The organism is Billgrantia hypersalina (assembly GCF_052584175.1).
Genome location: NZ_JBMIQI010000011.1, coordinates 559788 through 574604, shown reverse-complemented (window position 1 = coordinate 574604; position 14817 = coordinate 559788). Strand labels below are relative to the sequence as shown.

Here is a 14817-nt window from a genome sequence, read left to right as displayed (position 1 = left end):
GCCCCCGTGGGAGCTCGGGGGCGAAGCACGCCATGCAATTGCACTGACGGTGCAAGGGGGGAGGGTGGCGGGCCGTCAGCGAATTGCGCCGCGTCATGCTCTCGGTGACGCCTCCTTGCGTCGAAGCCTTCTCCTTGGCCCCAGCCCATCGACTGGGGCCGTAACGAAGAGGATTATGAAGCGTCCTTGTCCTCATTCTCCTCAGGGTATTCCCACTCCTCTTCTTCGTCCTCGTACTCGAACCCTGTGTCGCCTTCGTTCTCGAACTGGGTATCGTCACCCGGCATTGGCTCCGTGCCTTCACCGAAACCGGCGTCATCCTGAGTGCCTGGAGCCGCTTCGGTTCCCGGGGCTGTCTCGGCACCCGGCTGGGTAGCACCCGGCTCGGTCTCGGTGCCCGGCTGAGTCGTTCCCGGGGCTGTCTCGGCACCCGGCTGAGTAGCGCCCGGATCGGTCTCGGTACCCGGCATGGCCGGATCCTCTCCAGGGCTTGCCGGATCGATGCCAGGAGCGGCAGGATCGCCCGGGTCAACGCCAGGGCCCGTTTCATGGCCCGGTGCTGCCTCGGTGCCCGGATAGTCACCCGGCTCCTCGGCCCCCTGCTGATTCTGGAATTCGTCCTGCTGCGTCTGCTGGGCCATGACCAGCGGGCTGGCGGTCAGCCCCATGGTCACACCGAGAATGCCGAGCGTCTTCAGAAATTCCTTGGACATCATGCTTCCACCTCCTGCGAAATCGATTTGCGACGACATGTCTTGGGCTTCCTACCCTCGACCGCCAACGTCGCTATTGACCATGAGGGGTCAAGTCACACCTGGCTGAGTTTACTGCTCTTCCTCGTCCTCGTCGGGATTCATCGTGGACTGCTGTCCATCGGGCTCTTCGCCAGGCACCGGCTCCTGCTCGGCTTCAGGCAGCGGATCCTCTTCTGGCGCGACGTCGTCCGGGCCTTCCGCGTTCTCCTCGGTACCGGAAATGGGTTCCGCGGAACCGTCGCCCGACGCCGTATTGGTCTGGTCGATACCGGGGTCATCCGTCGTGTCCTGCATCGGCGAACCCTGTTCTTCCGTGGCGGGACGCTCCTCCTCGACAGGAGGTAGCTCATCGTCGTCGTTGCCACAACCGGCAAGCGACAATGTGCCCAGCGCCAAAGCCACTGCCGAGGCCAAGGCTGTCAGACGCCCGGCAGTCCTGCTTGCACGCTTTTCATGGCTCATGTGGATGCTCTCCCTGTTGGATTCGTCCTCATCTAATAGGGAGCACATGCCATGCCACTCTTGACGAACATTCTTATACTCCTTCCTAATCAAACGCTTACAAGACTACCCGACGGACTTCCGGGACCTGAAAAGCGCCGTCATAGGTGGTTCAAACTGGCACATGGGCTGCTTTGCCACATGGCGGGACAGAGGGAATGCATGACGAGACAGGAGACGTCATCACGCCTCCTGTCTCGTGAAAGCCAGGAATGGAATTATTCGGGCGTGACGCCCCGGAGCCGCTCACTGCGGCGGCGCAGCAGCTCCAGCGTGGTAAGCAGCAGCATGGAAAGCAGCACCAGCAGTGTCGCCACCGCCAGGATCGTCGGGCTTATCTGCTCCCGAATGCCGGACCACATCTGGATCGGCATCGTGCGCTGCTCGGGCCCGGCGATGAACAACACCACCACCACCTCATCGAAGGAAGTGATGAAAGCGAACAGGGCCCCCGAGACAACGCCAGGCGTCACCAACGGCAGCACGACCTTGAAAAAGGTCCGCGCGGGGCTGGCACCCAGGCTATGAGCCGCCCGGATCAGCGTGGTGTCGAAGCTCGATAGCGTTGCCGTAACGGTAATCACGACAAAGGGAATCCCCAGCGCGGTATGCGCCAGGATCACGCCCAGGTAGGTCTGGGCCAGATTGACTTTGGAGAAGAAGAAGAACATGGCCGCGGCGGAAATGATCAGCGGCACGATCATGGGGGAGATCAGCAGTGCCATGATGGCGCTTCGCGCCGGCATGTGACGGCTCGATAGGCCCAGCGCCGCCACGGTTCCCAGGATCGTCGCCAGAAAGGTCGAGGCAATGCCGACGATGAAGCTGTTCTTGATGGCGTTGAGCCAGGCGCGGGAGGTAAAGAAGTCCTCGTACCAGCGCAGCGAATACCCGGCCGGATCGAACGTCAGCATTTCCTGGGAAAAGGTGAAATAGGGCTGGGCGTTGAACGACAGCGGAATGATGATCAGCAGCGGCCCCACCAGAAACAGGAAGATGAGTGCGCACAGGCCGAGGAAGACATAGTGCCAGATGCGTTCGCCGCGGGTGGCATAGGACGGTATGGCCATCGGTTACCCCAGCTTGACCTTGTCGACGCCGATCAGGCGATTGAATGCGAGATAGCAGATCACGACCACGAATAGCAGGATCGAGGCAATGGCGGCCGCCAGGCCCCAGTTCAGCGATGTCTGCATGTGATAAGCAATGGTGTTGGTGATGAAGCGTCCCGATTGCCCGCCCACCAGGGCCGGTGTGATGTAATAGCCGATGGCCAGAATGAACACCAGGATGCCACCCGCCGCGATGCCAGGGATAGTCAATGGAAAGTAGACGCGCCGGAAACAGAGGAAGGGCCGCCCGCCCAGCGAGCGTGCCGCACGCATATAGCTCGGGGGGATGGTCTTCATCACCGAATAGAGCGGCAGAATCATGAACGGCAGCAGGATATGCGTCATGGCCACGATGGTGCCGGTCTTGTTGTGGATCATCTGCCAACGCGCGTCGTCGGCAATGACGCCAAGGGCGACCATGATGTCGTTGAGTATGCCCTGCGACTGGAGAATGGCGATCCAGGTCGTGGTGCGCACCAGCAGCGAAGTCCAGAACGGCAACAGCACCAGGATCATCAGGAGGTTGGAATACCGCAACGGCAGGCTGGCCAGCAGAAAAGCGATCGGATAGCCGAGCAGCAGCGTCAACGCGGTGATGACCAGGCTCATCCACAGCGTGCGCCAGAACAGGGAGACATGAATTTCGAGATGCTCCGGCACCTTGACGATGTCGCCCGTTGGCGATAGCTGGCGGTCCACCGCAGCCAGGTAGTAGGAGAGCGTCCATGGCGAAGCCTCGCGCTGGATGACCCGCCAGGTATCCAGGTCACCCCAGTTGGCGTTGGCCTCTATCAGCGCCTCCTTGTAGGGCGGCTCCATGGTGCGCAAGCTACGCGCCGTGCGGTTGATGGTCGAGCGCATGCCCGACTTCTCATAATTGAGACGACTCGACAACAATCCCAGGTTGCGTGCCTCCTGCCCTTCACGCAGGTCTTCGGCCAGGGCCGCGAACACCGCTTCTTCGGGCAACGACTCGCCGTCCCACCCCTCGAGCGCGGTAGCCGTGCGTGACAGCTGCGTCGATACCTCGGGATTGTCGACGCTGCGCCATAGCATGTCGAAGATGGGCATGACGAAGGCCACGACCAGAAACAGCAGCAATGGCGATACCAGCAGGAAGGCCCTGACCCGCGAGCGCCGTACGGCTCGCCGCAGGCTAGTCTTCAGCGGTACGCCGTCGGCGGTGGTCAAGGGACGAGAGGAAGACTCCGACACACGATCTCTCCATGCAGCAACCGGATAGAGCGGCAAGGCAAGCGAAAGACCGCCACCCGGTACCCCCGAGTGGCGGCCGTGTCGCTACTGGGCCAGCCAGGCGTCGAAGCGCTGGGTCAGCTCATCGCTATAGTCGGCCCAGAACTCGTCGTCCTTGGGTATCGCCGTGGCGAAGTTGGATTCATAGGTCGGCATGTGCTCTTCCATCTCGATACCGGTCTCGGCATGAGTCGATACCATCGGCGAGGAAGACTGGCGAGCCGGCCCATAGGAAATGTATTGGGCCTGGTCGGCGAGCCGCTGGGTGTCGGTAGCGAAATAGAGGTAGTCACGCACCTTGTCGAGCTTGCCGGTGGGAACCACCCAGCCGTCCAGTTCGAAGACCTGGGCGTCCCAGATAATCTCGAAGGGCTGGTTCTCGGTCACCATGGCATCGAAGATTCGCCCGTTGTAGGCCGAGGCGAAGGAGACTTCCCGGTCCGCCAGGAGCTGCGGCGGCTGGGCGCCCTCCTCCCACCAGATCACTTCGTCCTTGATGGTGTCGAGCTTGGCAAAGGCGCGCTGCACCCCCTCCTCCGTCTCGAGCACATCGTAGACGTCCTCGGGTTCGACACCGTCGGCCACCAGCGCCCATTCCAGGTTGTTGATGGGCTTGCGCATCAGGGCGCGCTTGCCGGGATAATTCTCCAGGTCGAATACGTGCTCGATGCGGCTCGGCTGGGCATCCTCCGGGAACATCTCGGAATTGTAGGCGACGATGTTCGAGTAGACGATCGAGGCGACGAAACACTCGCCCAGCGCATTATCGACGAAATCTTCGCTGGGTGGCGTGCCGTCGGGGGCATCGGCCAGCAACTCGTCGTGATCCAGCGGTTCGATCAGGCCCTCGGCGCAAGCGATCATGGCATCGGCCGGCAGCATGTCGACCAGATCCCAGGTGACGTTGCCGGCCTGGGACTGGGCGCGAAGACCGGCCAAGGCGTTGGCACTACGGTCGATGTTGACGATTTCGTCGCCGGTCTGCTCCATCCAGGGTTCGTGGTACGCCTTCTGCTGGCTCATGCTGTAGGCACCGCCCCAGGAGACGATGTTGAGCGTCTGCTGGGCTTGCGCTGCGGACACCAGGCCCAGTACGGAGGCTCCCGCCACGGCGCCTACCATCAGCTTGAGAACCGGTTGCCCTGCTTTGCTGTCATGTTTCATCGCCAATCTCCATGCGTATTGTACTTGTTTGAATGCCACGTTCGACGCACGTCAGGCATCTAATGCCCGACAGTCGCTGCTGGCCCAGCCGATCTCGACCGACTGCCCCGGCCTCAGCGAAGGTTGCCCCTGCGCATTGGGGGTCTTGAGGATGAACTCGTCGTTGCCGCACACACTGACACGCGTGCGCAGATGGTCGCCAAGGTAGATGACCTCTCTCACTTCGGCCTGGAAACGGTTGTCGTAGGCGGGGCCACCCTCGTCGAGCACGATGCCGACCCGCTCCGGGCGCAGCGAGAGGGTGGTTCGCGCGCCCCTGCCACCGGCGGCCACCGCCTTGGCCAGCACCGTTTCGCCGCTGTCGAGGCGCACCTGGCACTTGTCGCCGATCATTTCCGTCACTTCGCCGTAGAGCCGGTTGTTCTCGCCGATGAAGTTGGCGACGAAGGCATTGTCGGGCGCTTCGTATAGCGTCTCCGGCGACGCCAGCTGCTGTACCACGCCGTCGTTGAAGACCGCGATGCGATCCGACATGGTCAGGGCTTCGGTCTGGTCATGGGTCACGTAGATCATGCTCACCCCAAGGTCGGCATGGATGCGCTTGATCTCGTACTGCATCTCCTCGCGCAGGTTCTTGTCCAAGGCCCCGAGCGGCTCGTCCATCAGTACCAGTTCGGGTTCGAAGACCAGCGCCCGGGCCAGCGCCACCCGCTGTTGCTGGCCACCGGATAGCTGGGCCGGCCTCCGGTCGCCAAAGTCGTCCAGACGTACCATGGCCAGCGCACGGCCGACCTTGCGCTTGATTTCAGCTCGGGAAAGGTGACGAACCTCGAGAGGAAAGGCGAGGTTCTCGTTGACCGACATGTGGGGAAAGAGCGCGTAGTTCTGGAAGACCATGCCGATGCCGCGCTTGTGCGGCGGCAGGTCGTTGATCGGCTCGCCCTTGAGCAATATCTCACCGTGAGTGGGCGTCTCGAAGCCCGCCATCATCATCAGGCAGGTCGTCTTGCCCGACCCTGAAGGCCCCAGCAGCGTGACGAACTCACCCTGATGAATATCGAGATTGAACCCCTTGACCACCAGCTCGACGCCGTCGTAGCTCTTCTGAACATCGATGAAGCGAGCGAAGGGCTGGGTCGCTCGGTGGTTTTCCCTTGCGTTGGCGTTTCGTGCAGGTAGCAGACTTTCGTTCATGTAGGGCTTCCATCGGCAGCCAGAACCTCCGAAGCGGCAAAGCTTCGTCCCTGGGCTGGCCTTTGTTCTTGTTGGAATACCCTAGACCCTATCCTCATCGCGGTCGCTGCCGCAATCGCCCTAGAGTCTAAAAATCGTTGAACAGCGTGTGGACAATGCTAAGAATTTCGTTTAGCTGCGGTTACCTAAAAACGCTGAGATCCCTTGACCGAGCCGTCGAGCGAGCTTTCTGGTTGCCTGCGCCTGACGCGTCCCCTGTCAGGGTGCTACATTCGGAAAATCCACCCGTTTCGTGTACCGTTCTTGTCCACAAACGTCCATGTCGCCAACGACAAGCCCCGATTGCGCTTCTGGACTGGCACGATATGCCAGAGCCGCCAAACTTGATGTGACATGCGTCCAACCAATGCCTCGTTCGTCTCGTTGAACGTTCATTCACGTGAATCCGGAGAGCACGGCAATGTTCAGCAAGATCATGGTCCCCATCGACCTGGCCCATCTGGAGCTGCACGAGCCCTCGCTGCAGGCAGTGGCCGACCTGGCCCGCCACTACGATGCCGAGGTCTGTTATGTGGGCGTGACCTCCACGGCCCCGAGCAGCATCGCCCGAACCCCTGAGGAATATCAGGAGAAACTGGCGGATTTCGGCAGGCAGCGCGCTTCCGCTCACGGCCAGCCCGTGACCACTCACACCATCAGCAGCCCCGACCCCATCGCAGATCTCGATGACCTATTGGTCAATGCGATCAAGGAGGTGGGTGCCGATCTGGTAATCGTGCCGACCCACCCCCCCACACATCTTGACGTCATCATGCCGTCTCACGGGGGCAAGATCGCCACCCACACCGATGCCTCGGTCTTTCTTGTCCGGCCCTCTCGCCGCTGACACCACCCACTCACTACCATCGACGTATCAATGGGAGAGCGTAACGTGGAACACGATCCTCGCGACGAACGCGCCAAGGAGGCGGAACCCTCTTCGGAGGGCGTGCCGGCCCCCGAGGGACCGGCCAACCTGATCGATACCGATTACGTCATCGGCCAGGACAACCTGGCCACCGACAAGCTGGGCTTCAGCATCGACCTGCACGGCAAGGTCTTCTCCATCTCGGCACTGGTCACGGTGTTCTTCGTGGTCATCACCCTTGCCCTACAGGCCGAAGTCGCGCCGCTGTTCAATTCGTTGCGTGACTGGCTCACCGCCAACCTGGACTGGTTCTTTCTGCTGGCCGGCAACGTCTTCGTGCTGCTATGCCTGGGCCTGATCGTGTCGCCGCTGGGCAAGGTACGCATTGGCGGCATGCATGCCAAGCCGGACTTCAGCTATAGCGGCTGGTTTGCCATGCTGTTCGCCGCCGGCATGGGCATTGGCCTGATGTTCTATGGCGTTTCCGAGCCGATGTCGCACTTCGATGCAGCTCTCGGAGGCACGTCGACCGAGGATGGTGTGCGTACCGATTGGGCGCCGCTCGGCGCCGCCGCAGACGACCCGGCGGGGGCGGCGCGCCTGGCCATGGCCGCGACCATCTACCATTGGGGGCTGCACCCCTGGGCGATCTATGCGGTGGTGGCACTGGCACTGGGCATCTTCTCGTTCAACAAGGGGCTGCCGCTCACCATGCGCTCGATCTTCTACCCCCTGCTCGGCGAGCGAGTGTGGGGCTGGCCCGGACATATCATCGACATCCTGGCGGTATTTGCCACCCTGTTCGGGCTGGCTACCTCGCTGGGCATTGGCGCCTCGCAGGCCTCGGCAGGCCTCAGCTTCCTGTTCGGCTTCCCCGAAGCGGACGCCACCATGGTGCTGCTGATCATGGGTATCACGGCGGTGGCCATCGTGTCGATTCTAGCCGGGGTGGACAAGGGCGTTCGCCGGCTCTCGGAAATCAATATGGGTCTGGCCATACTGCTGCTGCTGTTCGTCATCCTGGTCGGGCCGACCCTGATGATCCTGACCGGCTTCTTCCAGAACCTCGGCGGTTATCTGGTCAATCTGCCGGCGCTGTCGAACCCGTTCGGCCGCGAAGATGCCAATTTTTCCCAGGGCTGGACCGCCTTCTATTGGGCGTGGTGGATCTCCTGGTCGCCCTTCGTCGGCATGTTCATCGCCCGGGTCAGCCGCGGACGCAGCGTGCGCGAGTTCCTGATCGCCGTGCTGCTGGTACCTTCTCTGGTTTCGGTGCTCTGGATGACGGCCTTCGGCGGTACCGCGATCGACCAGTTCGTCAATGCCGACTTCGAAGGTGTACGCGACGCTGCCCTCGAATTGCAGCTGTTCGTCATGCTCGGCGAGCTCCCGCTCACCGCCATCACCTCTTTCGTGGGCATCGTGCTGGTCATCGTCTTCTTCATCACCTCGTCGGATTCCGGTTCGCTGGTGATCGACACCATCACTGCTGGCGGCAAGGTGGATGCGCCCAAACCGCAACGGGTCTTCTGGGCGATTATCGAGGGTGTCATTGCCATCGCCCTGTTGCTTGGCGGCGGTCTGGCTGCCCTGCAGGCCATGGCCGTTTCGACGGGATTACCCTTCACCCTCGTACTGCTTGTGGGATGCTACGCCATCGTCAAGGGCTTGATGAGCGAGCCACGAAGCTGAGCGCAGCAGCTCGTCAAGGCGGCTTACCAGGGCCGCCTTTTTTAGGCCTTGCGAAAAGATTCACGTTCGTCAAGTATTTCATGCCGCCATCGACCACTAGCAACACGCAATCGCTTCGGGCATATTTCCCGTAGATGATGACAACTATGCCCAAGGAGCCGTTCTAAGCCCATGATGGCACCCGAAGACGCCTTTCGTCTGCTCGCCGATGGCTTGGGCAAGGCCGGCACTCCCCAGGCGTTCGATCATTTGGTCGAACGCATCTCGACGATATTCCATGGGGAGCATGTGGTTATTGGAAAATTGCTTTCCGATGATGCCTCTATCCGTACCGTCGCGTTCTGGTCGCGTGGCTCGCTGCAGCCCACCTCGGTCTATCCGCTGCACGGTACGCCTTGCGAACACGTCCTGAACGATGAAGTGTGCGAGTTTACCGAAGGCGTTCGTCAACGCTTCCCGCAGAGCGCCGTACTCCAGGAACTGGAGATCGAAGGTTACGTCGGCATTCCGCTGCGCGCTCCCCAGGGGCATCTCGTCGGTTTGCTCGCGGTGCTCTCCAGCCAGCCACTTCAACTTGCCGCCTATGCGCCGGAGGTGCTGCGCATCGCCGCGGCCCAGGCCGGCGCCGAGATGGCGCGGCGGGCCGAGGAGGAAAAGCGTCGCAACAGCGATTACCGCATCCAGCAGCTCATCTACTGGGACAGCATCACGGGACTGCCGAATCGCCGCTGCTTCATGGAGCGCCTGGATGAAGCCTGTGAGCAGGCTCGCCTGCGCGACAACTGCCTGGGCCTGCTCTACCTCGACCTGCAGCGCTTTCGCCAGATCAACGATACCCAGGGACACGAGCTTGGCGACCAGATACTGGCTGAAATCGCCGGCCGCTTCGGCGCCCAGGCCGAACCCGGCGAATTCGTCGCCCGCCTGGGCGGAGACGAGTTCATGGTGTTGCTTACCGATACCCGGCCTGCCGCCATGGCCCACGCCATCGAACGCTATCGCAACAGCCTGATCTCCCCGATCCAGCTGGCGGAGCGCAGCTTCTCGATTTCCGCCAGCGTCGGCGCCGCCCTGTTCCCGCGCGATGGCGATACCGCCCAGTCGTTGTTCCAGCATGCCAGCATCGCACTCAACCATGCCAAGCGGGACGACAGCCGCACGCGCTTCTTTACCGCCACCATGGCCGATGAGCTCCACCAGCATGAGATATTGCAGCTGCGCTTCAGCGACGCCTTGGCCAAGGGCAATCTGTCGCTGGCCTTCCAGCCACAGTTCAGCCTCAAGACCGGAAAGCTGATCGGCGCGGAAGCTCTCTGCCGCTGGCACGATGACATTCTCGGACATGTCAGCCCGGGTACCTTCATTCCGCTGGCGGAGGAGCAGGGACTCATTCGCCCCTTGGGCGAATGGGTGCTGGAAGCCGCCTGCCAGCAGATCCTGACCTGGGAGCGACAGGGCAAGCCGTTCCCGGGTAGGCTATGCGTTAACGTCTCGGCCCAGCAGATGGACGACCCACGCCTGGCCGAACATATCCAGCGCATCGCCACGCGAGTGCCCCCCGGCAAGCTGGGGCTGGAGCTGACCGAAAGCGGCCTGATGCGCAACCCCGAGCAGACGGTGCGCATCACTCGCGCACTATGCAAGGCAGGCTTCAGCCTGGCGATCGACGACTTCGGAACGGGCTACTCCTCGCTCACCTATCTCAAGCGCTTTGCCGCCGATACCCTCAAGATCGACATGTCGTTCGTACAGGACATGCTAAAGAGCAGCCACGATCACGCCATCGTTTCCACCATCATTGCCATGGCCCAGACCCTGGGTATGCTGACCGTGGCCGAAGGGGTCGAGGAAGCCGAACAGGCCGAAGCGCTTCGTGCGCTGGGTTGTACCGGCGTGCAGGGGTTTCACTTCGGCCGCCCTGTGGATGGGGACACCTTCGCGGATCTCTGGCTCTGAGGGCGGGCAGCGTCACAAGGACGCTCAGGTCCACAGCTTTTTGACCGGTGTTGCTGGGTCGTAGTGGCTCGCCACCTGCGCCTGGAACAGCTCGGCCGTGGCCAGTGCGTCGATCAGCGCATGATGTCCCTGGTAATCGGGCAATCCATAGCGGCGCCGGCTGTCAGCCAGGCGTATCGAAACCGGCGGCCGCCGCATCCAGCGCTGCAGGCGCGCCCATGGCGAGAGCCGATGCAGCCGCGCTTCCAAGGACATGGTATCGATGACCGGGAAGCGCACGCCCTCCCCTTGGCGTGCCTTGACCGCTTCATCGAGGAACGGCCTTTCGATGTGGCGGAAGTGAACCACCGCGAGCCGCCCGGCCAGCGCCTCGAGGAGTTCGGGCAGGATCTCGCCCAGATCCGGCGCTCCTGCCACTTCCGAGTGCGTGATGCGATGCAGGGTGATCGAGGCATCCGATAACGGCCGGCTGGGGCGAACGACCCAATAGCGGCGACGAGCCAGCGGGATGCGATCCAGGCTGAAGGGCACCAGGCCGATGCTGACGATGGCATGGCGCTGGACATCGAGGCCGGTGGTTTCCAGGTCGAGGGCGACCAGGGGTGCCTCGCTGATCGGCATGTCGGGCTCGGGGCAGCCGGCAGAGAAAAAATGCCTGACCAAGGGCTCGCGGGCCTCGTCGGCCCGGTACTGCAGGTAGGCGGGCCATGCCAGTCCCTGTGAACGTGATGCCAGGCGATGAGAGAGCATGATTCAGCGCGTCCGTCCGCTGGGTGGGGGAACCGGATAGCGATACTTGAGGAACTTCTGGGCGTGGCTGAGGGCCTGGAAGGCATCCTTCAGGTGGTGGCGCTCGCTGTCGGCGACGTTTTCCGGTTCGATGTTGTTATCCGGCTCATGCTCCTGCTGCAGATCGTAGACCTGGTGGCGAATCCGCACCATCGATAGCAACTCCATGGCATAGCGCAGCTTCTCGCCCACTCCGGGCGCCAGGAGCTGGGTGGCCGAAATGTCATCCAGCCGTTCGAAGCTGTTCTGCGCTCGCGAGCCGCAAGCCAGCGCATGCACGCGTATCAGATCGACCAACGGGGCAGTGCCGCGACGCTTCAAGTTGATCGAGTTGTTGTGCTTGCCATCCTTTTCCATCACGAAAGTGCGAAAGAAGCCCAGGGGCGGTTTACGGTTCAGGGCATTACGCGCCAACGCCGCCAGGAAACGCGGACTGTCGGGCGCCTTTCGGGCCAGCAGGTCCTGCAGTTCCTCGACATACGCCTCCTCGCCGTAGGCGCTGTCGAGGTCGAAGAAGATCGAGCAGTGCAGCAGGCCCTCCGGCGTGGGCGACTCGATCCACTCGGTGAAGTAGCGCTTCCAGACCGCCAAGGGCTGGCGCCACCTGGGATTGGTGGCCATCACGTTCCCCTTGCAGTAGGCATAACCGCAAGCGGCCAGTCCGTCGCTGACGAATGTCGCCAAGCGGGAGAAATATTCATCGTGCCGTGCCGGGTCGAAGCCGTCGGCCAGTATCAGGGCGTGATCCTGATCGGTCACGATGGTCTGCTCGTTGCGCGCCATGGAGCCGTTGGTCATGAAGCAGTACGCGACCGGTGGCGGACCCAGCGTCTGTTCCGCCAGCTCCAGCAGGCGCCTCATGAAACTGCGGCCGATCGTGGACAGGGCACTACCGACCATCTGTGAATTGGCCCCCTCCTCCACCATGCGGACGAAGGCGACACGCACGTCGGGCGCCAGCCGAGCCAGCCCCTCGACACTGGACTGGTGGAAGATATTGCTGACCAGGTAGAGGCTGCTATGGGTTTCATAGCGGATGATGTCGGAGAGGTGCACGATGCCCACCGGTCGCCGACGATAGAGTACCGGCAAATGGTGAATATTGTTGCGCAGCATGCACAGCATCGCCTCGTGGACGGATTCGTCCGACTGGATGGTGATCAAGCGCCCGCTGGCCAGCTCTCCCACCGGCGTATCGGCCGCCAGCCCCTCGGCCACGATGCGGGTGCGAAAGTCGCTATCGGTCAAAATGCCTCGAAGACGCCAGGGACGATCCTGGCTGTCGGTAAAGGTATAGCGAGGTTCGTCCGGCTCATCGAGGATCAGGGCCGCAGAAGCCTGCGAGTCGGTGATCTGGCGGGCAGCCTCCTGCACCGTGGCACTGGCTTCCACCATCACGGGGTAACGCGTCAACAACTTGCGAACCCGCGTGATCATCATGTCGTTGGCTTTCTTGTGCTCTTCCACCGCCGCTTCCAGCCGGGGGCGCTCCAGCTCCACGAAATCGGCAAAGTGCTCATCGGCTTCACACAGGCGCAGGAAGATACCCTCGGGTATGAAGTAGATCAGCGTATCTTCCAGTGCACGAGCGGGATATCGGACCCGGTGGTTCCGCAGCAGGCTGAATTGGCCGAAGATGTCGCCCTCGCCCAGCCGGTTGTACAGGTCTCCTGTGCGTCGCCTCACTTCCACGGCTCCGCTGCGGATATAGCACAGTTCGTGCAGCTCCTGATCGAACCGAAGCACATCGGAGCCTGCCTTGTAGTAGCCCACTTCTACTTGCCCGGCCACTTCGTCGAGCAGTTCATCGTCGAGGGCGTCGAAGGGCGGGAAGCGCCCCATGTGCTGTCGAATCTCGATCAGTTCCGCATCCATGTGCCGGCAGGCTCCCGCTGCGTGACAGAAAGCGTCCTATACAAGAAGGGTAAAGGCCGCCGGGTGACGACACAAGAAAGGCCACCCGAAGGTGGCCTTTCTCGTTTTCAACCGCTGGCTGGCTGTCGATTTACGACTGCTCGGCCATTTCCTGCACGCGCTGCATCAGCTCGGGATCCTGCTGAATGGCGTGGCCGATGGCGTTGAAGGTATCCACGTCGAGGCCGTTGTCCTCTACCACTTCGACCATCTTGTCGTTGGCCTCCATACGAACTTCCTGCTGAGTCTGCTCGTCTTCGGCAGCATGCAGGCGCTCGGTATACTCCTGAGAGATCACAGCGATTTCCTGGGAGGCATCGGCGAACTGCTGAAGCTGGTCATCGGAAAAGTCCTGCGCGGGTGCCTGCGCTTGCGGCTGACCGGCCGGGTCCTGGGCGGGATCTTGCTGAGCGTGTGCCTGTACGGTCATCAACCCAGCGGTGAGCAGGGCGGCCGAGAACAGTGCAGTCATCCGTTGCATGAATACCTCCAAGGGTGTTGCTGTGAATGTAGTAGATCTGACGGAGGGAAGCGCACGTAGTTCAGATTTTTATGTAACGGAATGTATCATACAGGGAAAATGTTAACCTGCTAGCTTTCGTCCGGCTCGGCAACGCAGTATCGTCGAAAGCTCGGCAGAATCGTTCAAGGACACACGCGCTATATGACCACCACCGCCACATCCCGTCTCGATGCCGTCCTGCTGGCCGGCATGCCGGTGCTTTTCGTGGCCCTGTGGAGCACGGGTTTCATCGGCGCCAAGTTCGGTCTGCCTCATGCCGAACCCTTCACTTTCCTGTTCGTCCGCTTCGTGCTGACCCTCGCCCTGTTGATCCCCTTGGTTAAGTTGTTGGGAAGCGGCTGGCCTCGTGGCTGGCGGCTCAAGGGGCATATCGCCGTGTCGGGCCTGCTGGTGCACGGCGCCTACCTTGGGGGTGTCTTCTATGGCATCTACCTGGGCATGCCGGCCGGCCTCGCGGCGCTGCTGGTCGGCCTGCAGCCGCTGCTTACCGCCACCCTGGCCGGACCGCTTCTGGGCGAGCGCATCGCAATGGCCCAGTGGCTGGGGCTGATACTGGGGCTGGCCGGCATTACCTTGGTGCTGGGCAGCAAGCTCGATCCGGGAGCCACCCTGTTCCAGGGCTTCGGCCTCGGCGCCCTGGCCTGCGTGTTGGTCGCCCTGGCGGGCATCACGCTGGGCACGCTCTATCAGAAGCGCTTCTGCACCGGTATGCCGCTGCTCTCGGGCACAGTCGTCCAGTATGTCGCGGCCGGTGCCCTGCTCGGCCTCGGTGCCCTGCTGCTAGAAGAGCGACATATCGAATGGACCCCCACCTTCGTGCTGACCCTGGCCTGGCTGGTGCTGGTGCTCTCCATTGCCGCCATCCTCCTGTTGATGGCCCTGATTCGGCGCGGCGAAGCCTCGCGTGTGGCCAGCCTGTTCTACCTGGTGCCACCCGTCACGGCACTGCAGGCCTGGTGGCTGTTCGATGAGCGCCTGCCACTGGCGGCCCTGATAGGCATGGCGGTGACCATTCTGGGAGTGGTGCTCGCGGCACGCGGCCAGGCACGCCGCTAG

13 protein-coding genes are annotated in these 14817 nt (G+C 62.2%); 4 read left to right on the top strand and 9 right to left on the bottom strand.

Annotation, left to right across the window (positions count from 1 at the left end):
• Positions 1 to 173: 173 nt before the first annotated feature.
• The 6 genes from ACOJCM_RS09825 to ACOJCM_RS09800 all read right to left on the bottom strand — a co-directional run bounded on the left by ACOJCM_RS09825 (position 174) and on the right by ACOJCM_RS09800 (position 5980).
• The gene (locus ACOJCM_RS09825; protein WP_445211871.1) at positions 174 to 716 is read right to left on the bottom strand and encodes a hypothetical protein; all 543 of its coding nucleotides are present in this window, start codon (positions 714 to 716) and stop codon (positions 174 to 176) included.
• A gap of 108 nt (positions 717 to 824) precedes the next feature.
• Complete coding sequence (locus ACOJCM_RS09820) at positions 825 to 1217, bottom strand: hypothetical protein (protein WP_445211870.1); 393 nt, start codon at positions 1215 to 1217, stop codon at positions 825 to 827.
• A 257-nt stretch (positions 1218 to 1474) separates the two neighbouring features.
• A complete protein-coding gene (locus ACOJCM_RS09815; RefSeq protein WP_445211869.1) occupies positions 1475 to 2326 on the bottom strand; it encodes an ABC transporter permease in 852 nt (283 codons plus the stop codon).
• A 3-nt stretch (positions 2327 to 2329) separates the two neighbouring features.
• Positions 2330 to 3583, bottom strand: a complete 1254-nt coding sequence (locus ACOJCM_RS09810; protein WP_445211868.1) for an ABC transporter permease — start codon at positions 3581 to 3583, stop codon at positions 2330 to 2332.
• An 84-nt stretch (positions 3584 to 3667) separates the two neighbouring features.
• Positions 3668 to 4786 carry an extracellular solute-binding protein gene (locus ACOJCM_RS09805; protein WP_445211867.1) on the bottom strand — a complete coding sequence of 373 codons (1119 nt, stop codon included), beginning with the start codon at positions 4784 to 4786 and terminating at the stop codon, positions 3668 to 3670.
• 51 nt (positions 4787 to 4837) lie between these two features.
• The gene (locus ACOJCM_RS09800; protein WP_445211866.1) at positions 4838 to 5980 is read right to left on the bottom strand and encodes an ABC transporter ATP-binding protein; all 1143 of its coding nucleotides are present in this window, start codon (positions 5978 to 5980) and stop codon (positions 4838 to 4840) included.
• 460 nt (positions 5981 to 6440) lie between these two features.
• On the opposite strand from ACOJCM_RS09800, the gene ACOJCM_RS09795 reads away from it, so the two are divergent.
• The 3 genes from ACOJCM_RS09795 (at position 6441) to ACOJCM_RS09785 (ending at position 10535) form a co-directional block, all read left to right on the top strand.
• Positions 6441 to 6866 carry a universal stress protein gene (locus ACOJCM_RS09795; protein ID WP_445211865.1) on the top strand — a complete coding sequence of 142 codons (426 nt, stop codon included), beginning with the start codon at positions 6441 to 6443 and terminating at the stop codon, positions 6864 to 6866.
• 30 nt (positions 6867 to 6896) lie between these two features.
• Entirely contained in the window at positions 6897 to 8579 is a 1683-nt protein-coding gene (locus tag ACOJCM_RS09790) for a BCCT family transporter (RefSeq protein ID WP_445211864.1), read from the top strand.
• A 171-nt stretch (positions 8580 to 8750) separates the two neighbouring features.
• The gene (locus tag ACOJCM_RS09785) at positions 8751 to 10535 is read left to right on the top strand and encodes a putative bifunctional diguanylate cyclase/phosphodiesterase (protein WP_445211863.1); all 1785 of its coding nucleotides are present in this window, start codon (positions 8751 to 8753) and stop codon (positions 10533 to 10535) included.
• 24 nt (positions 10536 to 10559) lie between these two features.
• Here the strand turns inward: ACOJCM_RS09785 and ACOJCM_RS09780 are convergent, their stop codons facing one another.
• From ACOJCM_RS09780 to ACOJCM_RS09770, 3 genes are all read right to left on the bottom strand, one after another.
• Positions 10560 to 11285, bottom strand: coding sequence for a 3'-5' exonuclease (locus ACOJCM_RS09780; RefSeq protein ID WP_445211862.1), 726 nt, complete (start codon positions 11283 to 11285; stop codon positions 10560 to 10562).
• A 3-nt stretch (positions 11286 to 11288) separates the two neighbouring features.
• Positions 11289 to 13199: a DUF294 nucleotidyltransferase-like domain-containing protein gene (locus ACOJCM_RS09775; protein WP_445211861.1), complete on the bottom strand. Its 1911-nt coding sequence runs from the start codon at positions 13197 to 13199 to the stop codon at positions 11289 to 11291.
• Positions 13200 to 13329: 130 nt separating this feature from the next.
• A complete protein-coding gene (locus tag ACOJCM_RS09770) occupies positions 13330 to 13719 on the bottom strand; it encodes a DUF4168 domain-containing protein (RefSeq protein ID WP_445211860.1) in 390 nt (129 codons plus the stop codon).
• Between the two features lie 183 nt (positions 13720 to 13902).
• Here ACOJCM_RS09770 and ACOJCM_RS09765 point away from each other — a divergent pair, with 183 nt between their 5' ends.
• The gene (locus ACOJCM_RS09765; protein ID WP_445211859.1) at positions 13903 to 14817 is read left to right on the top strand and encodes a DMT family transporter; all 915 of its coding nucleotides are present in this window, start codon (positions 13903 to 13905) and stop codon (positions 14815 to 14817) included.

Bases quoted from the DNA above. Each gene is read 5' to 3' on its own strand.
- ACOJCM_RS09765 (WP_445211859.1), top strand. From the start codon at position 13,903: ATGACCACCACCGCCACATCCCGTCTCGATGCCGTCCTGCTGGCCGGC.
- ACOJCM_RS09785 (WP_445211863.1), top strand. From the start codon at position 8,751: ATGATGGCACCCGAAGACGCCTTTCGTCTGCTCGCCGATGGCTTGGGC.
- ACOJCM_RS09790 (WP_445211864.1), top strand. From the start codon at position 6,897: ATGGGAGAGCGTAACGTGGAACACGATCCTCGCGACGAACGCGCCAAG.
- ACOJCM_RS09795 (WP_445211865.1), top strand. From the start codon at position 6,441: ATGTTCAGCAAGATCATGGTCCCCATCGACCTGGCCCATCTGGAGCTG.
- ACOJCM_RS09775 (WP_445211861.1), bottom strand. From the start codon at position 13,199: ATGGATGCGGAACTGATCGAGATTCGACAGCACATGGGGCGCTTCCCG.
- ACOJCM_RS09825 (WP_445211871.1), bottom strand. From the start codon at position 716: ATGATGTCCAAGGAATTTCTGAAGACGCTCGGCATTCTCGGTGTGACC.
- ACOJCM_RS09800 (WP_445211866.1), bottom strand. From the start codon at position 5,980: ATGAACGAAAGTCTGCTACCTGCACGAAACGCCAACGCAAGGGAAAAC.
- ACOJCM_RS09770 (WP_445211860.1), bottom strand. From the start codon at position 13,719: ATGCAACGGATGACTGCACTGTTCTCGGCCGCCCTGCTCACCGCTGGG.
- ACOJCM_RS09780 (WP_445211862.1), bottom strand. From the start codon at position 11,285: ATGCTCTCTCATCGCCTGGCATCACGTTCACAGGGACTGGCATGGCCC.
- ACOJCM_RS09815 (WP_445211869.1), bottom strand. From the start codon at position 2,326: ATGGCCATACCGTCCTATGCCACCCGCGGCGAACGCATCTGGCACTAT.
- ACOJCM_RS09820 (WP_445211870.1), bottom strand. From the start codon at position 1,217: ATGAGCCATGAAAAGCGTGCAAGCAGGACTGCCGGGCGTCTGACAGCC.
- ACOJCM_RS09805 (WP_445211867.1), bottom strand. From the start codon at position 4,786: ATGAAACATGACAGCAAAGCAGGGCAACCGGTTCTCAAGCTGATGGTA.